Source organism: Candidatus Lokiarchaeum ossiferum (assembly GCA_025839675.1).
Lineage (GTDB): Archaea > Asgardarchaeota > Lokiarchaeia > Sigyniarchaeales > Promethearchaeaceae > Lokiarchaeum > Lokiarchaeum ossiferum.
Genome location: CP104013.1, coordinates 1357846 through 1379636, shown reverse-complemented (window position 1 = coordinate 1379636; position 21791 = coordinate 1357846). Strand labels below are relative to the sequence as shown.

General features: G+C 33.6%; 21 protein-coding genes. 5 read left to right on the top strand and 16 right to left on the bottom strand.

Features of this window, described 5'->3' with window-relative positions; all coding sequences use genetic code 11:
- Positions 1-148: 148 nt before the first annotated feature.
- A complete protein-coding gene (locus tag NEF87_RS05540; RefSeq protein ID WP_371805402.1) occupies positions 149-403 on the top strand; it encodes a hypothetical protein in 255 nt (84 codons plus the stop codon).
- A 157-nt stretch (positions 404-560) separates the two neighbouring features.
- Here the strand turns inward: NEF87_RS05540 and NEF87_RS05535 are convergent, their stop codons facing one another.
- The 12 genes from NEF87_RS05535 to NEF87_RS05480 form a co-directional block, all read right to left on the bottom strand.
- Positions 561-1910: an SLC13 family permease gene (locus tag NEF87_RS05535; protein WP_371805401.1), complete on the bottom strand. Its 1350-nt coding sequence runs from the start codon at positions 1908-1910 to the stop codon at positions 561-563.
- Positions 1911-1979: 69 nt separating this feature from the next.
- A complete protein-coding gene (locus tag NEF87_RS05530) occupies positions 1980-3311 on the bottom strand; it encodes a hypothetical protein (protein ID WP_371805400.1) in 1332 nt (443 codons plus the stop codon).
- Positions 3304-3453, bottom strand: a complete 150-nt coding sequence (locus tag NEF87_RS05525) for a hypothetical protein (RefSeq protein ID WP_457919003.1) — start codon at positions 3451-3453, stop codon at positions 3304-3306. Before NEF87_RS05525 ends, NEF87_RS05530 begins: the two co-directional genes overlap by 8 nt.
- Positions 3454-3647: 194 nt before the next feature.
- Positions 3648-4289, bottom strand: a complete 642-nt coding sequence (locus NEF87_RS05520; protein ID WP_371805399.1) for a TetR/AcrR family transcriptional regulator — start codon at positions 4287-4289, stop codon at positions 3648-3650.
- Between the two features lie 56 nt (positions 4290-4345).
- Positions 4346-5146 carry an aldo/keto reductase gene (locus tag NEF87_RS05515; RefSeq protein ID WP_457919002.1) on the bottom strand — a complete coding sequence of 267 codons (801 nt, stop codon included), beginning with the start codon at positions 5144-5146 and terminating at the stop codon, positions 4346-4348.
- Positions 5147-5224: 78 nt separating this feature from the next.
- A complete protein-coding gene (locus tag NEF87_RS05510) occupies positions 5225-5725 on the bottom strand; it encodes a TlpA family protein disulfide reductase (protein WP_371805397.1) in 501 nt (166 codons plus the stop codon).
- A gap of 106 nt (positions 5726-5831) precedes the next feature.
- Positions 5832-6992 carry a DUF438 domain-containing protein gene (locus NEF87_RS05505; protein WP_457919001.1) on the bottom strand — a complete coding sequence of 387 codons (1161 nt, stop codon included), beginning with the start codon at positions 6990-6992 and terminating at the stop codon, positions 5832-5834.
- Positions 6993-7142: 150 nt separating this feature from the next.
- Positions 7143-7649: a hypothetical protein gene (locus tag NEF87_RS05500; RefSeq protein ID WP_457919000.1), complete on the bottom strand. Its 507-nt coding sequence runs from the start codon at positions 7647-7649 to the stop codon at positions 7143-7145.
- A gap of 72 nt (positions 7650-7721) precedes the next feature.
- Positions 7722-9761 carry a transporter substrate-binding domain-containing protein gene (locus NEF87_RS05495; RefSeq protein WP_457918999.1) on the bottom strand — a complete coding sequence of 680 codons (2040 nt, stop codon included), beginning with the start codon at positions 9759-9761 and terminating at the stop codon, positions 7722-7724.
- A gap of 98 nt (positions 9762-9859) precedes the next feature.
- Complete coding sequence (locus tag NEF87_RS05490) at positions 9860-11989, bottom strand: beta-glucosidase (RefSeq protein WP_457918998.1); 2130 nt, start codon at positions 11987-11989, stop codon at positions 9860-9862.
- Positions 11990-12178: 189 nt separating this feature from the next.
- Entirely contained in the window at positions 12179-12619 is a 441-nt protein-coding gene (locus NEF87_RS05485) for a gamma-glutamylcyclotransferase family protein (RefSeq protein ID WP_371805392.1), read from the bottom strand.
- A gap of 61 nt (positions 12620-12680) precedes the next feature.
- The gene (locus NEF87_RS05480; RefSeq protein ID WP_457918997.1) at positions 12681-13535 is read right to left on the bottom strand and encodes a nitroreductase family protein; all 855 of its coding nucleotides are present in this window, start codon (positions 13533-13535) and stop codon (positions 12681-12683) included.
- A gap of 61 nt (positions 13536-13596) precedes the next feature.
- Between NEF87_RS05480 and NEF87_RS05475 the strand changes: the two genes are divergently transcribed.
- Positions 13597-15405 carry a glycoside hydrolase family 2 protein gene (locus tag NEF87_RS05475; RefSeq protein WP_457918996.1) on the top strand — a complete coding sequence of 603 codons (1809 nt, stop codon included), beginning with the start codon at positions 13597-13599 and terminating at the stop codon, positions 15403-15405.
- 90 nt (positions 15406-15495) lie between these two features.
- Here NEF87_RS05475 and NEF87_RS05470 read toward each other — a convergent pair whose 3' ends face one another.
- Together NEF87_RS05470 and NEF87_RS05465 are read right to left on the bottom strand one after the other, a co-directional pair.
- Positions 15496-15639: a hypothetical protein gene (locus NEF87_RS05470; protein WP_457918995.1), complete on the bottom strand. Its 144-nt coding sequence runs from the start codon at positions 15637-15639 to the stop codon at positions 15496-15498.
- A gap of 281 nt (positions 15640-15920) precedes the next feature.
- On the bottom strand, positions 15921-16178 hold the full coding sequence (locus NEF87_RS05465) for a hypothetical protein (protein WP_457918994.1): 258 nt from the start codon (positions 16176-16178) through the stop codon (positions 15921-15923).
- Positions 16179-16318: 140 nt separating this feature from the next.
- On the opposite strand from NEF87_RS05465, the gene NEF87_RS05460 reads away from it, so the two are divergent.
- The 3 genes from NEF87_RS05460 (at position 16319) to NEF87_RS05450 (ending at position 19250) form a co-directional block, all read left to right on the top strand.
- The gene (locus NEF87_RS05460; RefSeq protein ID WP_457918993.1) at positions 16319-17728 is read left to right on the top strand and encodes a Gfo/Idh/MocA family protein; all 1410 of its coding nucleotides are present in this window, start codon (positions 16319-16321) and stop codon (positions 17726-17728) included.
- 65 nt (positions 17729-17793) lie between these two features.
- On the top strand, positions 17794-18483 hold the full coding sequence (locus tag NEF87_RS05455; protein ID WP_457918992.1) for a hypothetical protein: 690 nt from the start codon (positions 17794-17796) through the stop codon (positions 18481-18483).
- 260 nt (positions 18484-18743) lie between these two features.
- On the top strand, positions 18744-19250 hold the full coding sequence (locus NEF87_RS05450) for an OsmC family protein (protein ID WP_457918991.1): 507 nt from the start codon (positions 18744-18746) through the stop codon (positions 19248-19250).
- 223 nt (positions 19251-19473) lie between these two features.
- Here NEF87_RS05450 and NEF87_RS05445 read toward each other — a convergent pair whose 3' ends face one another.
- Both NEF87_RS05445 and NEF87_RS05440 read right to left on the bottom strand, forming a co-directional pair.
- A complete protein-coding gene (locus NEF87_RS05445) occupies positions 19474-20130 on the bottom strand; it encodes a class II aldolase/adducin family protein (RefSeq protein WP_457918990.1) in 657 nt (218 codons plus the stop codon).
- Between the two features lie 5 nt (positions 20131-20135).
- The gene (locus NEF87_RS05440) at positions 20136-21590 is read right to left on the bottom strand and encodes an aspartate aminotransferase family protein (RefSeq protein WP_457918989.1); all 1455 of its coding nucleotides are present in this window, start codon (positions 21588-21590) and stop codon (positions 20136-20138) included.
- Positions 21591-21791 lie beyond the last annotated feature (201 nt).

Sequence of the window (21791 nt, the reverse complement as noted above, 5' to 3'; positions counted from 1 at the left end):
ATTGGCCTTGGTAATTTTTTAGAGGCATCAATTTTTGATAAAAAAAATGTAAAAAATGAACTATTAGATAATTTCTCTATTTGACACCTAAAATTAAATACTCATTGTATTTTTATTACCTTAGTAAAAAAGGAAAGATGGATCAAGATTGAGATTATTTAAAAAACGGGCGCAAAAGAGGGTTTCAGCAGTTCCCGAAGATAAGATTATTTTGGAAGTGTCAGAGATTGACTCTAATGAAAAAATTCCTTTGAAAAAAGAGAATGTGAATCCCTATCAAAGTCAGATCCAATTATTATATGAAAAATCGCTCATGGAAGATCCTGATTTAGAATCGGCCCATAATTTGAGTAAATGGCTACTGGAACATCCGGAATTTTTACCTGATTCTTCTACTGAATAGAATAGCCATCAGAAAAAAAACATATCTGTTACCTTGAAAGAATCACCGAAAGTGCATAAAAAACCAAATCTTCTTTATTTATTATTCACAAATGGGATTTTTTTTACAATTTCTACACTTTAAATGAATTCTTAAAGGAACATTATTAGAAATATTGTTAAAGATATATGATAATCGCCAGATATATTACTCCCAATATTATATGTAAAAAAGCAAATGATCCGCCCACTATAGTTAATTTTTTATAAGTCAAATCTTGAACACAATATTTTTCTGATAATTCCAACGTCATCATATCGGCAGCACTTCCTTGGGGAAGAAAATTTCCTCCCAAATTAATTCCAAGGACAAAAGCAATAATTAAAGGAACTAGTTCAAAACCTGCTGTTTCAACCAAGATTTTAATAATTGGCATAAAAATTATGGTTACTGGAGCATTGTCCATAAATCCAGAGAAGAGAGATGTGACTATGAGGATTAAAATAGATAGGATGAAAATATTATCAAAAATTGCATTCTGAATTATAGATTCCATAATCAAGATGGTTCCATTTAATTCCATAAGATTTACTAAAATAAAGAGACAAATAAAAAAGTAAATCAATTTATAATCCACTTTACGAAAAAAATGCGAAAGTTCTGGGCGTTTTTTTTTTGCTTTTCCAATTCGAGGATTAATAAAAACAAAAATCAACATCCCAATCAATCCAGCGACGTGAATTTGATGAATTGTTAGTAATAATACAATAAATATTATCAAAGCAATCAAATTGATGATAATTATCTTTGAATCAGTCCGAAGATCCTCTGCAAGTTTTAATTCTTCGTTTTCCATGATTGATAAATCTGTTTTGTGCTCGTCACATGAATTTTTCCATTTTCTTTTAATTTCTTTTGATAAGACAAAGTAATCAAGAAGTATTAGGGTGATAATGGTGGATCCCAAAAAGAAGGGGCCAAATTTTAAGACAAAGAAAGAGAAGGATAACCCAAAATAGTTTGATATCATAAGATTTTGGGCTGAACCAAATGGAGTTAATGTTGCAGCTAAATTGATGCAAATAGTCATGCCGAGTAAAAAGGGTGTTGGATTAATATTAAGATCTTTACAAGTTAATACGATAATTGGAATAAAAATGATCGCTACACTTAAATCTTCCAGTATTGAAGCACTTAGAGTTGAAATAATGCAGATCACATAAAACATTTTCCGAATGTTATTTTTATATCGAAATACAATCCATTTTGCAATCTCATGAAAAACGCGGGCTTCATTGAGAATTTCAACGATAGTAAACATTGTTATTAGAAAGAACACAACTTCCCAGTCTATTGCATTTATGTAAGTTTCAATATGTCTTGCTTCTTCAAGTTCTATTGCTGAAATACCTGCTGCAATTAATATAAGCAAGACTGAATAGGTGAGATAATCATTTTCATCAAAGAAAAGAACAATAATAATAATTAGAAAACAGACTCCAACAGCAATTTGTGAAAGTAAACTCATAGAAAAATATGTCACTTTCAAAGATATTAAAAGTATCAAAAAAAAAGAAAATACTGTATCAAACTTCATCTATTTTAATACAATTATTGGGTTCTTAATTTCACTAAAAACACCTAATTCGGGTTCGTTTTCTTGTACATATCTTTGATTGAAGAGTTTTCTAACTTTATTCTCGATTAGGCCAATCCAATATTCAATAGTGAAATTGAATTTTAATTTACCCCATAAAGTCAATATTATTACCCAAATCAAAAATATCATATTTTCATATAAAAAGACAAGCCATGCATTCGACACAAAATTGATTGAAAAGATGCTGGCAAATATTCGATATAAAAGAATTGAATTTATACCTTCAAAGAAATATATTGTGAGTGTTAAATTTCCGAAAAGTAAGAAAATTCTTGCTCGTTTTTTATGAATTTCTCGTTTCTTTGGTGAACTATAATCAATTTTGAGTAAAGCGGTAAAAGTGACCATTTGTCCTCCTAGATTAAACAAATACACATTTAGCGGTAAATTTTCACCTGCGAGGTCTTTAATGTAATTAAATCCGCGAAGAAGAGAGATCATGAAAATTCCTATAAATATACCCCCGATAATAAAACCATACTTCTTGATTTCGTTATAGGATTGATTACTAGCGATAGCATACCCAAATACCGCTCCAAACATTGCATAGGATAGCGTGGGGAATAAACTATATCTTCCAGCAAAAATTTTGATAAAGAGCAATAGTTGACCCCATTTTTCATTTTGCTGAAGTAATGATATGTTGGCTGCTTGATCTCCTATAATTTCAAAAGCTATAAATGTGAATATTATAATTATTAGCCCAATCATGATAAATCGTCTGGAAGTGTGAGAGAAATTAGTGAGCTTATTGCGTTTCCATTGTAAATATAAAATTAAAGAAACCACAATATTTCCTGCAGCAATGGCCTCTAAAGTTCCTGCGGTAAAATAGTGCAAGAAACTGGGTGTATCGAAACTCAATGTTTCAAAAAATCCCGTGATTAGTGAGTGCGTTATTTGGGATGTATTTCCCGAAATTTGGTTTGAAAACAAGGCAAGGAAAACATATTGAAGCACCAAAATAATTAGACTCCTTACTAAATGATGTTGAATCTTGTTGGGCACGTCTTCACTATTTCGATTTTCAGTTTGAATAATTGAATAAGTGACTGAGACACCACCAAGAAATGTGAATACTGATCCCCATAATGTAATAATTACAAATGGCAATGCTAAGATGATTAAGATTGGGGGAGTTGTTTCCCAAATTTGTTGAATTTGACTGCGATCTTGCCCAAATATTCGGAAGGCTAAAGCATGAAGTAGAACTACAAAAATAATCCCAAACCCACGAAGAATATCGATGGATAAAATGCGTTTAGTCATTTAGGTGTTCTCCCTGAATTTCTTGATCTTTCTTTTGAAATCTTGATCCTTCATTTTTGATTATTGAATCTGTTTCTCGTATACAAACCTGAGACATTTGTCCTAGGTCTAATTTAAATTTATAATTTAGGGTTTTTACCATTTAAAATCACTTTTTTCATAAATGAGTAGGACTCAGTTATAATATAATAAATGAGTAGTGCTCATATATTAGTTGAAGAGCCCATTGATTGTCACAAACTATCTCTCTCAATAAGTGATAAAAATGAATTTTGAATCGAAAAACAACTGATCAAAAACTTTATACGCAATTTTGGAATAATTGAATAAAACGAGCTAATTAATTTGCATATTTTTAAAAATAAACCGATTTAGTGTCATTTGAAATAGTTCAACAAGGTAATCTATTAATTCTTCATCTGAAGCAAAAATTGGGGCATAAAAGAGATGTTGGTGGACCGAATGGTCGATTAGATCTATTCCTGCCAAAAATGCAAGTTGTGCATCTTTTACGGGAATTTTGCTTAATATCGGGTAAGAATCCTTTGCCTTGGTTAAAAATTGCTTGATGTAGTTTTTTAAATTATCCCCATTCATGCTAAAAATTTCTCGGCTTTCGATTTGCGCTAATTCAAAGGCTTCATGAAGGGTGTGACTGTCCCTGTGAGAAGTCAGGTATTTTTTGATAAATCTCGTTATTGCTTCTTTATCATTTTTGGTAATAATTTTGATTACATCTGAAAAATCTATGAAGTTTTCTGATATTTCATTAAATTGTTCTCGAATTATTGCCGGTTTTCCTTCGGGAAAATAACGATAGATTGTTCCGATACTTACACCCGCTTCTTTGGCGACTAAATTAGTGCTTACTTTTTTATAGCCTTTTTCCTTCACCAAATCAAAAAAAACTTTGATTATATGGTTGATTTTCCCTTGACGATCTCGACGAAATTTCGGATGAACACTATCCTCTGGCATACAAATATGAGTAAAACTCAGTTATTTAAAAGAATTGTTATGAAAAAAAAGAACAATCACCATTTCGGAGATAAGATTGGAGGTGAAAATAATCTTTTTTGGATCTGAAGATTATCTAGTTTAATCATATCTTCTTCAGTTAAAACGATTTCTTGGGCTTTGAAATTTTGTTTGAGATGATTTTTACTTGAAGCCTTAGGAATTGGAATGACATTATGTGCCATTATCCAAGCAAGGGCTATTTGACTCGGAGATTTTTCATATTTTTGTGCTAATTCTTGAATTATCGGTAAAGATAAGACCTTTCCTCGAGCCAATGGTGAATATGCAACCATTTTCATGTTTTGTTTTTCTAAGTAACTTCTCATTGGTTTCTGTTGTAGTAACAAATGGTGCTCTACTTGATTACCCCAGATTCTAATGGAATTGAATTTTTCTATATCATCTATTAATTTTGGGGTGAAATTTGATACACCAAATGCTTTAATTTTCCCTTCATCCAGCAATTGCTGGAAGGCTCCAATAGTTTTTTTGACATTATATCGGACAGCTGGCCAGTGAATATACATGATGTCTAAGTAATCTGTCTTCAACTTTTGCAAACTTTTTTCCGTGCTTGAAATGACACGCTTCGGGCTTAAATTTGTAACCCACACTTTGGAAGCCAAAATTAACTCTTCTCTAGGTACTGAAGATTTTTGAAGTGCAACTCCAATATCTTCTTCATTTCGGTATAATTGTGCTGTATCAATAAGTCGATATCCGATATCAATTGCTTCTACAACCGCATTAGTACATTTTTCCCCTGTCATTTGATATGTACCTAATCCTATTTTTGGAATGTTCTCGAGTTTCATTGTAATCACATCTACACGTGCTAGATTTGTGTTAATTCATAAGAAATAATAAAAAAAAGATAGTATGTTTCTAAGATTTTATTTCAGATAGTGTAAGATCTCTTCTTCCACTGTATCTGTGTGTTCTGGATTTTCATCAATTTTCCCCAAACATTTACCTTCTTTATTAAAAATAAAGATCGCTGGGATGTGAAACATATCAAATTTCTCATCGAGGGCTTCTGGAGGGGATGGTGGAACTTTCCAAATTAATTTACCTTTTTCTCGCTCATAGGGGGGAATTACTTTGATATCAGCCAAAATTCCTGCTGAAAATTTCTCATTATTCATGACTTCATCAATTTTTGCTAATTTTGGCATGTTTCGCACACAATCACCACACCAAGATGCTCCGAATGCAACGATGGTCAATTTTTCATCATTTGTTTTCAACCAATCTGCTATTTTGCTCAAGACATCAGATTTTGGAGTGTAACTCACAAAATTCCCTTTGTAGGTGTCATGGGATTTAATATAGTCTACTGCAGGATTGGGTGTTGATTTAATGTCAGCTAATGTAATATCATCTTTCTTAAACATGATATAATTAAAATTTGGATCTTATAAAACTCCATTTATTTTTTACCATAATCCGTTGAGAAGAAAAGGTTATGAAATGTAAAAAAAAAAAGAGGAATGATTAATGTTAGTGTTGTTCATTCCAATTTAATAACCGTTGGGTTCCCTTCAATCCTCGAATTTTTGTAACATCTTGGGTTACCTCTAGAGTCCCTCTGAATTTTCCCATGGAATCTCGAATCGCAAAATATTGGATATAGATAAATTGTCCTCCTAACTCCAGCCAGAATTCAGCAGTATTTTGGCTTCCGTTTTTAAAGGCATCTAAGATTCGTTTAACGATATGTTGGCTTTTGGGAGGATGACAATTTTTGACATTTCGCCCAATCACACCTGGACTTCGGGGGAAGACACGATCTGGATTATTTGAATAATAAATTACTTCATCTTTTTCATTCACAACGGAAATATCGACAGGAAGCATTGTTAAAATGAGATCGAGCACTTCAAGATCCAGTTTTCCAGTACTTAAATCAATAATCTTGCTTATCATCCTAGATATTGGAGTTTTCGATTCATTTTTCCCTATATGAATTTGCTCTGGTGTGACAGGATTCCATTGGGTGCCAGGTTTTATCCATGCAAATCCTATTTCTTCTTCACCCCGTTTTACTGCAATCCATTGCTCTTCTGTGAGTTTTTCAAGAGCCGTGGGAAAGAGTATTTTTTCTTCCTTAAACACAAGACCCTCAATTTCATCAAGTAAAGCGGGAAATTCCTCTTTCTTTTTATCATTGATCATCCTCCGTACTTCATCATGTTTTGCCCACATTACTTGGGATGGTCCGGAAAATCCGACTTTTTCAAGAATCGGAAATAGTTGATTTTCAAGTCGGGTATAATGGGAGGTAATTTTTGAGAGTTTAATCATTTTGAGTGGTTTAACTGCTTTTCGTAAATCTCTAACCAGATCTAAAGCAATCTTATTTTCTTCGCGATACGTATGAATCGGATGACCTGGAATTAATTCTGCACTTTTTTGGTTATTTAATTCATCCTTAAAAACTTCCACATGAACATTACATAGTTTTGTTACTTGTTCTGCAGTAAGTTCTCCATTTTCGATTAACTCTTGTTCCATAGATGCGATTTCTGTTGAATCAACATCTGAAAACTTTGACTTAAATTGTTTCTTCACTTTATCCATATTTTCAGTTTCGTGAAGTTCTAAAATGAGTTTTTTTAAAAATTCACGTTTTTCATTTGGTTTTTGAGTGGTTATATCCATAACTTTAGTAAGATGATGTGTGTTATTCAATGTTCATCCGAATCCGTTCGTACATTACAACGAATAATTCATCAACATATTTACTAAAAAACTTTCAGTTCATAAGTTGAATTTAAAAAAAACCAGTTCAATTTCCAAAGTTTTCTAAAGTTAAACATCAATTAAAGAATGGAAAATTTTCTTTGCTTTATTTATCGAAAGGATTTCTGTAATTTCAAGATTTTTATCATTATTTGGACAATCTACGCAATCATCACGATTTCCACAATTTTTTTGCGCAATATTTGATGTTATCAGTAAATCTCCGAAATCTTTGAATAAATTGATATTTCCATTGAAATTTTTTAGTTGAACGTCGTAATACGTCATAAATAATTTAGCTATCATCTCAATTTTGTTTAATGCGCTAGTAGAATCATCTTCAACATCAAAAATAATGCAAAACTGCAAGTCTCTTTTGGAATAAAAGCCGATTTTCAATTTATTCATTTCAACAATGTTGATTTCTTGACCTGTGAAAGTTTTGCAATACTGCTGTATAATTGAGATCAAACCTGCAAATTCTGATGGATTCGATTTAAAACTGTGACAATTTCCAAAGTTGAGTGCTACTAATGGTAAACCTGCTTTGCTAATCACTAAGATATCTCGAATCATATATGACCAAATAAAAACCATTTTAAAAAATGAATCTCAAATGAATTATAGTTTTTCCATTAACAATTTTGTTTATTCGAGAATTTCTTTCAATAAATTGCTTAATTCCATCAAAGAAAAGGGTTTAGGGAGCACACCCAAGAAACCGTATTTTTTATAATCACTCATTACTGCTATATTAGAATAGCCACTGGAGATAATTGCTTTAATCTTGGGATTTGTTTTTTTTAAAATTTTTAGTGTTTCAATACCTCCCATACCCCCTGGAATAGTGATATCTAAGATTAGAATTGGAAGTCCACTTGATTCCAACTTTGATTTTTCAAATCTTTGAATTGCATCTTCTCCATCGCTAGATGTTTCTACTTCAAAACCCAATTTAGTTAGCATTAGTTTTAACAAAGTTCGGATACCGCGTTGATCATCCATAACTATTATTTTTCCGCAACCTTTGATTAATTTTCCTTCTGTATTCTTCAAATTTTCAATTGGTTTATCAGATGCGGGGAGATAAATCGTAAACGTCGTTCCTTTCATCTGCGCAGATTGAACCAGAATCTCCCCGTTGTGATTTTTGATAATGTTGTAACAAATAGAAAGCCCTAAACCATTTCCAGTTGGTTTTGTAGTAAAATAGGGGTCAAATATTTTTGTAATATTTCTTTCTGGGATTCCAATACCTTGATCTTGTATTTTTATTTCAATATATTTCTTTTTTGGGGATAATGTCTGAGAAATGACGGGTTCTTCCTTATTTTGAGCTGTGATTTTTATTTTTCCACCTTTTTCCATAGCTTGTTTGGCATTAATAACAATATTATTAATTACTTGTGTGATTTGCCCTTCATCTACGCTAACTGGCCAAATATCTTCAGCAATATCAAGCGACAGTGAAATATCCGTTCCATGGAGCGCAAAAACACTTGAACGCTGAATGATTGGGGCGATATTTATAACTTTTTTTATTGGTTTTCCTCCTTTTGAAAAAGTGAGTAGTTGTTGGGTTAAATCTTTTGCATTTATTGAAGCGTTCTCCGCTTCTTGAAGAATTTCAAAAAGATCTTTGTTACTTGCCCCAATCTCAAGTTTAGCTAAAGAAATATTTCCTAAAATAGAGGTTAAGAAATTATTGAAATCATGAGCGATACCTCCTGCTAAAACTCCAATGGATTCGATTTTATCTTGTCTCATCAATAATCTGTTAGTTTTCTTTAAATCCTCTGTTTTTTCCTCAATTTTTTTAGTTAACGCGAAATTCCATGCTGCGAGTAGTATCAATACCACAAATAAACCTCCAATAACAATTGATGTTATTTGAATGATTGTTGGGTTTATTTCGGGAAGCACATCACCTCCGAACCATGAATTGTAGAGTTGAGTATAATTTCCACTTTCAAATAACAATTGAAGTCCAATGTTTATTTTTGATAAAAGTTCAGAATTCCCTTTCTTGACAGCAATGCACATCTCTTGCTTTGCCATTTCTTCGCCTGTTGGAATGATATTATTAAACTCTTCTTGCTGAACATAATACAATCCCAAATGATAATTTCCAAAGTATGCATATACTTCTCCTTTTGATAGTAAAGACAATCCTTCTTCAGTATCTTCTACTTCAATAATATGGAAATGAAAACTTAAACTTTGCAAATACTGATCAGCAGCGAAATTTTTAATGACCGCCACAGTGTGGTTTTCTAAATCTGTGATTGAATTCAATTTAGGTTGCTCTTCTCTAATAAAAATTCGCCATGATATATTTAGAAAAGGATCACTAAAATCATAGATTTCTCTCCTTTCTTCGGTTTTTATGGCAAACATTGCATCTAAACTGCCATTATTCACAGAATCCAAAACATCTGGCCATTCCATGAATAAATATTGATTTTGAGTTTCCCAACTTGCTGAAACTTGATCAAATATATCTATATTAAATCCCATGGGTTGACCTTGTTCTTCAAATTCCATTGGAGCTGCCTCCCGATCAACACCAATTTTGATTGTTTCTGCTTGTAATGAACTTAAAGCTGAAGTTGTGTAAATTGGATTGATGAATATAGAAGTAAAAAGGATTAGAATTACTAAACATCTTTGATTTGAGAGAGCAACCATTCTTATTAAATAAAAAATGGTAGAATTATTATATTTATGTGTTTGAGAATATTCTAAAAAAAATCAAATCAAGAGAAGTTAAATAAAGAAATGACCGCTTACATTTTAGTCAATTCAAAAATATCTTCAAGAATAATGTTTTGTGACGAATTCCCAATAAGTAATTTAAATAAACCTAATTCCGATTTCCAATTTCTTGATTTATCATCATAAAATTGAAGTAAATCTTCTGTGATCTCAAAATGGATAACTTTCAATTCATCTGGAGCCAAAAATATTTTTTCAAAGCCCTTTAGTTCTTTTAAAGGTCTAAAGAAAGTACTTTCCATATCTTGAATATATAATTGCACAGTTTCTGCCCCAGAGACCTCTCCGATATTTTTTATATCCAAAGAAACTGAAATCGATTCATTCGGATTTATCTGCTTTTTAGACAATTGAAGATTTGACATCTCAAAGGAAGTATAAGATAATCCAAATCCAAATGGAAACTGTGGTTTGACTTGATTGGTATCAAAATGTCGGTAACCAACCATTAAACCTTCTTTATAATTTGCAGTCCAAATTTTTCGAACTCCTTTTTTACCTTGGGGTCCCCAAATGCGAAGAAAATTCACTTTTTCTGGTTTCTTTACATAATTTTTCGTGGATTCAAAATCCTCCCATTTTTTCGCCATGGTAAATGGTAATTTCCCAGAAGGATTCACTTCACCAAAAAGAACTTGACATATTGCTTTACCAACATTTTGTCCCAGATACAAACTATGAAGAACTGCCGGAACTTGGTGAATCCATGATTCTGTTTCTAACCCTGCGCCAGCTGTTATCACCACCACCATTTTCTGATTAATTTGAGATATGTTTGTGATAGTGGTATTCTCAGAATCTGTCAATTTCCATGAACGATCCCAACATTCACTTTCTTCTACCTCCGTAAATCCAGTGCAATAAATAATGGCATCCGCATCTCTAAGTATGCTTTCATCATCTAAAGATATTTTAGTTTTAGATAGTGTTAGAGGGACGATTTGAATCTCTTCTCCAATATATTGTTTCAATCCATCAAAAATATTGATAGTTTCATCTGTACGGAAATAGCACGATCCGCCCCCACTTGTAGTTGTGCGTAGGGCATTTTTTCCTAATACAACCAGTTTTTTGATCTTTGATTTTGATAGAGGTAAAATGCTGTTTTCATTTTTTAAAAGAATTATTGCTTCTTGTGCGGTTTTTAGAGCAACATCGGAATGATCCGAATTAAACTCCTCATAACGGGAATCTTTAATTGATCTTGAATATATTCCTGTTTCAATAAATACTCGTAAGATATTTTTTACATGCCTATCAATATCCTCTTCTTTTATATCACCAGAATCAAGTAATGGTTGGATTTTTTGCATGTTTAAATAATCTCCTTTCGGCATTTCAACATCAAGACCTGCAAGAATGGGTTCTTTGGTGTTGTATACACAAGTCCAATCGGAAATAACAAAACCATTAAATTTCCACTCCTTACGTAAGATATCCGTTAGTAGTTTTTCATTTTCACTCGCATAAACTCCATTAATTGGGTTGTAGGAACACATAATGGAGTAAGACTTTGCCTTAGTAATAGCTGCTTTAAATCCGGGAAGATACAATTCATGGAGTGCTCTTTCATCTACTTGAGAATTCATGCGGTGGCGATCATAATCTGAGTTGTTACATGCAAAATGTTTAACTGTTGTGATTACTCCTTTATCTTGAACTCCTCTGATATAAGGAACGACTAATTCCGAAATTAAAAAAGGGTCCTCCCCCATATATTCGAAATTTCGACCGCAAGTGGGCACTCGGTAAAGATTTATTCCTGGTGCTAAAAGCACAGAGACTCCCTTTGCTCGACATTCTTCTGCTATGGATCTTCCGATATTTTGCATCAGTTCTCGATTCCAAGTCGCGGCCATAGCAATGGGTGTAGGAAAAGTTGTTGCTTTTCCAAAACATCGTACTCCTGCGGTAGCATCCGAACACCAAACACGAGGTATTTTAAGGCGAGGTACTCCCGAAATTGCCATACTCTCTTCCCCACCTAACATGTTTACTTTTTCTTCCAAAGTCATTTGCTTCAGAAGCATGCAAACATTTTCTTCAGTGGTGAGATTTTTATCTATTTCAGGATTGATATCTGGATCTTGAATTGTTTTTCCTGAAAGTGCAAATGAAGTATCACTTTCCGAATGCATCATACTTGAAATTTTCTTGCGTATTAATCTACCGAACATAAAATCACATCTAATTTGGTAAATTATACTTTGTTTCATCATAAGTTTTTGGAAATAGAATTGCACAGATTTGGTCAGAATCTGCTTGGGGTGATTGAATTTTTCTTCTATTAAAAAAAGCAGAAAAGTTTTGCTCCTTTAATGATGAAAAAATTAGTCCAGTTTCTTGATTAATTGGGGATATTTTTCGTAAATGTTAGAATTTTTCTGAATTTCTTCAATCCAACAGTCAGTGGGATCTTTATCTAAAGATAACTCATATTCTGCAATGCATTTTTTGGTAGGGATATAAATATACGCCTCAAAATTATTTCCTTTGAGATCTTGAACAGAAATAACCTCGCGTGAATATAATCCTGCCTCAACTCCCTCATAAATATCAAGATTTTTTAATTGGGCTTTATTAATAGAGAAAATTAATGCATGAATGCCTGGAAAAGTTGGATCTGGTAATATAAAGGGAAATATTGTTGTTTTCAACCATAATCGTCGATGTTTCGGAACAATACATACCTTAACGTTTTTAGAATTGAGATATGTCTCGTTGGTGATAAAGGTTCCATATCCTACCATAAACACACTATCTTCACCCATTATTCTCACATGTTACGAATTTGTTTAGCTTTTTGAAACTTTTGAACTAGAAAAATAAAAATTACTCAAAAATATTGTAATCTAATATTTTACGAGTGCATGTTTTTACATAGTCATATTTTGGGTATCCAACGCACAAAGCTCCAACAATTTTAAATTTACGTGGGATTTTGGCTTTTTTCTTTAAGGATGGAAATATATTCGCAAGTACTGCGAAAAATCCATTGCATACTGTTCCTAAACCAAGAGATTGTGCTGCAAGCATTAAATGATTGGTTGCAATTCCAGCATCCCACGTTTTAAGGAAATCCTTCTTTTTTGAATAAATGACTATTAAGCAAGGTGCTCCACGTAAAAAGGGATCTTCTGTTCCATTCTCACTTCCTTTGTTCCATCTGCCCATAATTGAGATTAAACTACTCAATAGTCGCTTTGGCATCAAAGCTTTGATTAAAAAAAACTTGGAGGCGCTATAACCAAAATTGAAGATTTTAGCCATTTTTGATTTGATCTGCCAGAGATTATCTGGATTAGTAATTACGGTATATTTTAATTCTTGAGCATTTTCTGCGGTTGGACTATATCTTACTGATTCCAATAGAGTAATAATGTGCTCTTTTGGGATTGATTCCTTTTTATATCGTCGTATACTTCGGCGACGTTTCATAAACCCATTAAGATCGTTAAAACTTATATTTGTTGGATTTATGAGGGTGAATTCTTCAGTTGGAAGAATTTTGTGTTGGATTGCGTCATATTGACATACTGCGACACAATGTCCACATTCAACACAAGCTAAAGGATATTTTTCAAAAGGTTGCTTTGTCTCCTCGTTTTGTGAAATAACTCCCGCTGGACATATTGCCTTACATTGCATGCATTTGGTACATTTTCGTTCATCAAAAATTAAATTCATAGTTACTATTATGTCTTAAGCTATAAAGATTTTTAATAGGAAAACATAGAAAGTATTTAATATGGCGCAAATTCCATGGGCTAAAAAAAAAGCTCCATTAATGACACCATGGGCTGATTCTATTACCGAAACTAATGTGTGGCAAGAATATCCAAGACCGCAGATGCAACGCAGTGAATGGCTAAATTTGAACGGGTTATGGGATTTTCGAATTGAAACTGAACCTTCTTCCATACTTACTCGATATGATCACCAAATTTTAGTTCCCTTTTGTCCCGAATCGGCATTATCTGGAGTTCAACAACCTATCTTGCCCAATAACAAGATCTGGTATCGCAGAAGCTTTCGAATTCCTGAATTATGGGAACACAAAGATGTAATTCTTCATTTTGGCGCCGTTGATTGGAAAACAACTGTCTATGTGAACGGAAAAAACGTTGGTCAACATAAAGGAGGTTATAATCCCTTTTCTTTTAATATCTCTGATTATATAATGCGTGATCAAGAAAACGAATTAGTTGTAGAAGTATGGGATCCTTCTGAAACAGGACGCCAACCTTCTGGGAAACAATGGTTGAAACCCTCGATGGTTTTCTATACTCCAATTTCTGGAATTTGGCAAACTGTTTGGTTAGAGCCAGTTTCAAAAAATTCTTTCATAAATATTCGCTATAATCCCGATATTGATAAAGAATGTTTAACTATCGATTTTTCAACACCTATAACAGAAGGAATGGAGTGCCAAATTGAAATTTTTGAAGATAATAAGTTGCTTATCAAAGAAATTGGTCCCTTAAAATCCCAAGTATCCATTAAAATTCCCAATCCTCATTTATGGTCTCCAGAATCCCCCTATTTATACGATATAAAGTTCACTCTGATGAAAAATGAAGAAGTAATAGATGTAGTGGATAGTTATTTTGCTATGCGAAAATTTTGTTTACATAAGGATAAGTCTGGTAAAACACGATTTTTCTTAAATAATCTCCCCTATTTTATGAGCGGCGTGTTAGATCAAGGTTTCTGGCCCGATGGGTTATATACCGCGCCATGTGATGAAGCATTACTTTATGATATCAAAATGATGAAGGCTATGGGTTTTAATTCAGTTCGCAAACACATCAAAGTTGAAATGGCTCGCTGGTACCACTATTGTGATAAAATTGGAATGCTTGTGTGGCAAGACATGCCTAATGGCGGTGGAAAGGGGGTGATCTATCGTCAAGGTATAATTAGTATGTTATTAAAGAAAAAGATTCGTGATGATCGCCATTATGCATTTTCTGGTTATAAAGATCCAGCTCTCCGATCGAATTTTGAGACAGAATTAATAGAAATGTTGGATGGGTTATATAATGTACCTTCCATTGCAATTTGGGTTCCTTTCAATGAAGCGTGGGGCCAATTTGACTCGGAACGAATTTCCGCGATGATCAAAAACCATGATCCTAGTCGATTAGTGGATCATGCTTCAGGATGGTTTGATCAAGGATGTGGAGATTTTAAAAGTATTCATAATTATTCTCAAAAAATCAAGCTCCCTGCTCTTGAAAGTCAACGTGTCATTATATTTTCAGAATTTGGTGGCTATACGCTTATGATCGATGATCATCTATGGAATCCTAAGAAAAAATTTGGATACAAAAAATTTCAAAATATAGCCGAAATGCAATCTAAATTCAAAGACTTGTTTCTGCAAAAAATTAAGCCTCTCATTAAACAAGGGTTGAGTGGAATAATCTACACCCAAACTAGCGATGTAGAAATTGAGTATAATGGGTTGGTGACCTATGATCGGAAAGTAGTGAAATTTGATTCTGAAATTCTTCGAAAAATCCACTTAGAATTATATCAAGAAATTAATGAGTAATTTCGGACTTTCTTAAATAAGGGATAAAAATTGGTAGAACACATTTTATTTTTTACGTATTCCTTAATGATGGAATAAAAAAAGGACCTATCACTGATATCGGATTCGTAACCAGATTTCATCTTGGGGAAAATCTAGTTCGTCTGCCCATCGCATCTTTGGTTTAGAATTTGGAAGATGTTCCTCAGAAATTAAACAATCTTCCAGTCGAACTTGTGCTGTGGAAGCTGCCATGATAATATAGAGAAAATTAAGGTTATTAAATCGTTGGTGTTAGAATTATTCAGTAGAATTGTTGGAATTATTATATATTATTATTAATCTGAAGGATATCTCTTCGCTTTCAAAAAATGTAGGATCTTTGATCTATTCCGACAAAAATCCGTCAAGTTAGCTTCCAAAAATTGAGAAATAATTTTTAATCAAAAAAAAGAATTGGAAAAATTCTTCGGAAGTCTTCCATAATCTCAGAATTCTTCCCTTAAATTAATTTGTTTACAAAAAATAAAGAAAAATTACTTTCCTTTTTTCTTCTTACCTTTAGGATTCAAATAAGGGGTGAGATCAAAACTGGTCAAATCTTCTTCTCCAATTTTTCCAGCATCGAAATCTTTCCAAATTTTATCTTCCTTATATAATTCCAAACAGTCATCGCAAAGGTGAATCATATCATCACCTTCTCCGTATTCGACTGTGTTGCCACAATCGCGACAAGTGAAGGTTTTTTCAACAAATTCTTCTTCTTCTTCAATTTCTTCTTCATCAGGTGCCATGATAGCTTTGTCAATGCATCGTGCTTGAAAATTTTTTCGAATTATTTGTGTGTTCTTTTTTTAAACTAATTAAAGTCTTTTTTACATAAGAGACAAATGGAAATCCGAGATCATATATAGAAAAAATAATTTAATCAATCATGAATAGTACAAGAACTCCTGTAACCGGAATAATGATTGGTGCTGGAAATCGGGGAGTGGATGCCTATGGTTTGTACGCCCTTGAAAAACCTCATAGATTAAAAATGATTGCTGTTGCTGAACCTATACCTGAAAAACGTAAACGATATCAATCACTTCATAACATTCCCGACTCTCATGCATATACAAACTGGGAAGATATCCTAAATCCAACAGTGGGCAAGATCGCAGACGTTGTTTTCATATGTACTCAAGATGATAAGCATTTTTTCCCTACTAAAATGGCAATTGAATTGGGTTACCATATATTATTAGAAAAACCCATTTCTCCTCACTTGGCAGAATGTCAAGAGTTGGTTAAATTAAGAACAGAAAAGGATCAATATATTCAAGTGGGACATGTACTTCGCTATACGGAGTTTTGGAAATCTATTAAGAATGTGGTTGATTCTGGTAGAATCGGGCGTATAATTCATTATGATCATTCTGAAAATGTCTCTTTTTGGCATTTTGGCCATTCCTTTGTGCGAGGCAATTGGAAAAATAAGGCGACCTCTTCCCCTCTCATTTTAGCAAAAAGCTGTCATGATTTAGATCTTATGTTTTGGCTTATTGGAAAACAACCGCTCAATGTGCAATCTACGGGGAACCTCTCCCATTATCGTCCTGAAAATGCTCCTGAAAATGCAGCAGATCGATGTACTGATGGGTGTAGTCATGCGTCAACTTGCCCATGGTATGCTCCTTCCTTATATCTTCGTGGAAAACCTATTATTCAAGAGATTTTTACAAGTTCTAATAAATTTTTAAAGTTTTTAGCCAAAATTGTATTAAAGCACCGTAAACTGGCAGGTCATCTATTTAAGTTAGCCCCTAAATATAAATCATTCTTAGACTGGAAGGATTGGCCATCTAGCATCATCACAACTGATTTAACCGTCGAAGGTCGGATGAAAGCTCTCCGAGAAGGACCTTATGGAAAATGTATCTATAAAACAGGAAATGATGTGGTGGATCATCAAGTTTCTACCTTCAATTTTCCCTCTGGAGTAACTGGCACTTTAACTGTGCATGGATTATCGGATATAGAAGGTAGGGAAATTCGAATTTTTGGAACCAAAGGGAGTATTCGTGGAGTTTTTCGTGCAGAGCACGAAGAAGTGGTAGTGACTAATTTTAGTGATAGCATTCCAATAACCGTTTATAAAACCGGAATGAACATGGCGGGGCATGGTGGGGGTGATTTTGGAATGATGGATGCATTTACATCTGTTCTCCTTGGTGTAAAATCTCCGGAAAAGGCAGGCTATGCTGATATTGAAACCGCGATGGAATCCCATTTTATGGCTTTTGCTGCTGAAGAGGCAAGAATAACTCAAGAAACAATTAAAATGAATCTCTATCGTTAATGCTTCTTTTTTTTATCTCCCTTGGAATATAAAGGGCTTTAGGTGGAAAAATCATACCTATCTATATGACTTCGAAAACTAAAGCAAATTCTACAAAACCCAAAAATCGCGTAGTGTTAAAGAATTATTCTAAGATTATTTTATTTTATCCCCTTTTTATTTATACTCTCATTGCCTTGGTTGTGCAATATGGGGGAGAAAAATTGGGGCGAGAGCCAATTTCGCAACTTGCTATTATTTGGATTTTTATATTCTTCATAAATCTTGTAATTGTTGGCTTTGATTTCTCGAGTATAAAGTTCTTTGTGCTTTTTCTTGTAGTTATTTTAATTGGAATGGGTTTAGTCTTGTTGGATCATAACGGTACGATTGATTTATTTGCTTTCATTGCAAGTATTCGTACATTATTTGATTTTACTCTAGATTCTAAATTCTATGCATGGGTTCTTGGAATTTTAGGCTTTACAATAATTGCTGCAATTATCCAAGCTCAAGTACATTTTGTCAAGATTGAAAAAAATGAGATCTATATCAAAGGTCTGGCTCAAGGAAAATCTGAACGATTTCCAACCACTAATTTGCAATTAAATATTGAATTCACGGATATATTCGAGTTGATTTCTATGGGTGCTGGTACTGTGACTTTAAAAATTGGTTCTGAAATGATTATTGTGTTGCAAACGGTCCCTTTTATTCGCAAGAAGAAAAAAATAATTGATCTATTGCTCAGTACTACATTAGTTAAACAAGAATAAACTTTTGCTCTAAATCGATGGGCATTTTTTCTATCTCCTTTTTTTTTGCTCAATTTATTTTTGAGTGTTCCATAGATTGATCAAAATTGTTAAAACTATGTCAATTTTATTTCAAAAAGATTATTTTTTTCAGCAAAAATGTTGAAAAAGTGATATCAAAAGTAAAAAACCAAAATTTATTAATCTATATGAATACATATTCGTGACGCATTCTTTTTCATTAATTCGATGAATATTGATGTGTTAGATAGATGATCAATATGCCAAGTTTTAAAGAAACATACGAAGCGATTAAAGCAGATATCTCCAAAGGAGAAAAAAATTTTAATGTTGAATGCACCATGCTACCTGATGGCATGAAGACCGAAGTCAAAATGGGTGCCAAACCGTTTGTGTTTACGATTGATGCTCCTCCAGGTTTAGATGGGTTAAATGAAGGTCCTAGTCCATTATTAGTCATTCTTGGATCTATTGGTGCTTGTATTGTTGCGGTCACCAAATTCTGGTCTAAAATTATGGATATCCAAATCGATGAATTGAAGGTATTCAGCCGAGGTCATATTAATTTAGGTGCTGTTTTCGGTTTAGATGACAATTTACTCGCTGGTTATGACAAATTGGAACCTATAATAAAAATTAAATCCCCCGCTCCAAAAGAGAAAGTCGAAGCAATGATGGAAAAAGTGTTAACTCATTGCCCAATCATAACCAATATTAATGGTGCTTCTCCAATCACTCCTAAAGTCCAAATTAAAAAGAGTGAATAAAACTTTTTGGATTGTTGAGTTTTTTTTTGGAAATTTTTCCTTTTTTTCCTTTCTTCTAATATTTATTTTGTTAAAATTGTTGATTTTTACTGGGATCCTACTTTAGAATATCATGGATTTCAAGGTAAAATATAAAAATTAAAGGTTTAAAAAACTTAAAGGAAGTTTCCTCCCAAGGAATGAATAGAAAGTGGATCAGATTTTTTCCTTTTTTCTTCAAATTCTATCGCTTTTTCTTTGAATACTTACGTAAATAGTACTGATGCATTATGTGAGCTTCGAATTTGTTAATGGACTTAGCTCCTCCCATAAATTCTGCTTCGATAAATGCTTTACATGCTTTCTCTAAAACTAAACATGTGGTAAAGGCTTCTTCAATATCTCGACCCACGGCTAAGGCTCCATGATTTGCCATTAAAACCGCATTTCGACCTCGGAGGGCTTTGACCGTATTATTGGTGATTTTCTTTGTCCCAGGTAAGGCATATTCTGCAACTCGAATGGATGGACCTACAATTTGTGCCATATCATCCAATATTGGGGGAACTTCACGACGCGCTGCTGCGACTGTTGATGCGTTCATTGAATGGGTGTGAATTATTGCATTCACTTCCTTTCGGGTCAAATAAATCTTGGCATGTAGTCCCACTTCCGTTGATGGTTTATGTTGACCTTGATATTCCATGTTATGTAAATTCACTACTACCATATCTGCTTCTGAAGCAGTATCATAATTTACACCACTGGGTGTTATCACCATCGTATCATCATCTACTCGACAACTGATATTTCCCCATGTTCCCGCAACTAATCCGCTGGTAGATAATCGTTTTCCTGCTTCGCAAACAATTTTTTTAACTTCCAATTCTGTTTCGTTCATCATTTTCACTTCTTTTGAATATTTTGAAACACCCGTTCAAATCGTTGTAATGCATCTGTGATAACATCTGGAGTATCTGCCATACTTGTATAAAGACGACTTCCCGCAAGAGTGACCATCCCTTCGGCCATATAAGCTGCTCCATACTGTTCCATGGCGAATTTTCGGGCTTTTATTTCTTTTAAGGCTTTGAATATCTGCAAGCCAAATAGTTTAATGAACATTGCACCTACAGTTTCTAAGTGATTAATAGAGCCTTGATTATATGCAACATAAGGGAGTTCATAATCCTCAATTAATTTTTGAAGTCCTTGGGTGATTTGATCTCCTGCTTGCCCCGCTTTAACACATGCATCGGTTCGCTCGATTTCTTTTAATGTGTAATATCCCATGGCGGCGCTTAATGGATTGGCGGCCATAGTTCCACCACAATAGGCACGTTTCTTTCCGCTTTCCAAACCTGCTGCGAGATAGGAAATTAAATCTTTTCTCCCTCCAATTCCACCGGCTGCAGGATAGCCTCCAGCGACTATTTTGCCAAAAATAGTCAAATCTGGTTTGATTCCAAAATACCCTTGAGCACCTCCCAAACCAACCCGAAATGCAGTAACAACTTCATCAAATATGAGTAATGCGCCATATTTGTCACATAAATCTCTTACTTTCTGATTATAGTCTCGATCGACCGGACGAGTACCACTTTCAGGACCTAAGGGTTCTAAAATAACCGCAGCTGTTCCTCCTCGTAATTTATTCCATTGTAATTTACGTTCTAATGCGCCTATATTATTTGGATATACTTCTTGCGTATGTCGACTGCAGGCAGCAGGGATCCCGTGGGCTTCAAATCTGCGAGTGCCGGGGATGTGTAATCCATATACCATTTGATCACTCCATCCGTGGTAAGCACCTCCCATTTTAATTATTTTTTTCTTTTTAGTGGCTAATCGAGCAATTCGAAGTGCTGTCATAACTGATTCAGTCCCACTACCCAGCATCCGAAACATTTCTATAGAGGGCATATAGGAATGGATTTGTTTTGCAATTTTAAGTTCATATTCATGAAATAATCCGGTAACTGGACCTGCTGTTGAAAGAACTTCAATCGCTTTATCGCGGATAGCAGGATAGTTACTTCCAAGAATTGTTGGCCCTCCCCCCTGCAAAAAGTCGATATACTTGTTTCCGTCAACATCATATAGGTGAGCTCCTTCTGCCTTGGTGACCACAATCGGAAATGGATAATTGAAAGCTAAATTATGCTGTACGCCTCCCGGAATATATTGCTTGGCTTCAGTGATGATATGTTTCGATTTTTGACATTTAGTCTCAAAATAATTTAGATAATTAGTCATTGCGTCTTCTTTTATTCCAAGAATGGGCTGTTGAAGCAATTTATCAAGGTTTTGATAAATCGCTTGGGTATTATGATAAGTGGAAATTCCAAATTTACTACTCATATGTGCTCTAATAATTCTTAGGATTTTGAAATTTTAAATCTTTACTATTTTTTAATTTCCGTTAAATATACTTACTCCTTATGAAAATGAGTTCTGATCTGAAAAATCACTTCGCACTACTTTCAGCTGATTTAGCGCTTTCTTCTTAAGTGTTAAAATTCAAGTTTTCCGATTCAAATGAATTAACAAGAAATTTAATTA

Bases quoted from the DNA above. Each gene is read 5' to 3' on its own strand.
- NEF87_RS05500 (WP_457919000.1), bottom strand. From the start codon at position 7,649: ATGATTCGAGATATCTTAGTGATTAGCAAAGCAGGTTTACCATTAGTA.
- NEF87_RS05520 (WP_371805399.1), bottom strand. From the start codon at position 4,289: ATGCCAGAGGATAGTGTTCATCCGAAATTTCGTCGAGATCGTCAAGGG.
- NEF87_RS05485 (WP_371805392.1), bottom strand. From the start codon at position 12,619: ATGGGTGAAGATAGTGTGTTTATGGTAGGATATGGAACCTTTATCACC.
- NEF87_RS05475 (WP_457918996.1), top strand. From the start codon at position 13,597: ATGGCGCAAATTCCATGGGCTAAAAAAAAAGCTCCATTAATGACACCA.
- NEF87_RS05510 (WP_371805397.1), bottom strand. From the start codon at position 5,725: ATGTTTAAGAAAGATGATATTACATTAGCTGACATTAAATCAACACCC.
- NEF87_RS05535 (WP_371805401.1), bottom strand. From the start codon at position 1,910: ATGAGTTTACTTTCACAAATTGCTGTTGGAGTCTGTTTTCTAATTATT.
- NEF87_RS05450 (WP_457918991.1), top strand. From the start codon at position 18,744: ATGCCAAGTTTTAAAGAAACATACGAAGCGATTAAAGCAGATATCTCC.
- NEF87_RS05460 (WP_457918993.1), top strand. From the start codon at position 16,319: ATGAATAGTACAAGAACTCCTGTAACCGGAATAATGATTGGTGCTGGA.
- NEF87_RS05480 (WP_457918997.1), bottom strand. From the start codon at position 13,535: ATGAATTTAATTTTTGATGAACGAAAATGTACCAAATGCATGCAATGT.
- NEF87_RS05490 (WP_457918998.1), bottom strand. From the start codon at position 11,989: ATGATGCATTCGGAAAGTGATACTTCATTTGCACTTTCAGGAAAAACA.
- NEF87_RS05495 (WP_457918999.1), bottom strand. From the start codon at position 9,761: ATGGTTGCTCTCTCAAATCAAAGATGTTTAGTAATTCTAATCCTTTTT.
- NEF87_RS05530 (WP_371805400.1), bottom strand. From the start codon at position 3,311: ATGACTAAACGCATTTTATCCATCGATATTCTTCGTGGGTTTGGGATT.
- NEF87_RS05445 (WP_457918990.1), bottom strand. From the start codon at position 20,130: ATGAACGAAACAGAATTGGAAGTTAAAAAAATTGTTTGCGAAGCAGGA.
- NEF87_RS05505 (WP_457919001.1), bottom strand. From the start codon at position 6,992: ATGGATATAACCACTCAAAAACCAAATGAAAAACGTGAATTTTTAAAA.
- NEF87_RS05440 (WP_457918989.1), bottom strand. From the start codon at position 21,590: ATGAGTAGTAAATTTGGAATTTCCACTTATCATAATACCCAAGCGATT.
- NEF87_RS05525 (WP_457919003.1), bottom strand. From the start codon at position 3,453: ATGGTAAAAACCCTAAATTATAAATTTAAATTAGACCTAGGACAAATG.
- NEF87_RS05455 (WP_457918992.1), top strand. From the start codon at position 17,794: ATGACTTCGAAAACTAAAGCAAATTCTACAAAACCCAAAAATCGCGTA.
- NEF87_RS05465 (WP_457918994.1), bottom strand. From the start codon at position 16,178: ATGGCACCTGATGAAGAAGAAATTGAAGAAGAAGAAGAATTTGTTGAA.
- NEF87_RS05515 (WP_457919002.1), bottom strand. From the start codon at position 5,146: ATGAAACTCGAGAACATTCCAAAAATAGGATTAGGTACATATCAAATG.
- NEF87_RS05470 (WP_457918995.1), bottom strand. From the start codon at position 15,639: ATGGCAGCTTCCACAGCACAAGTTCGACTGGAAGATTGTTTAATTTCT.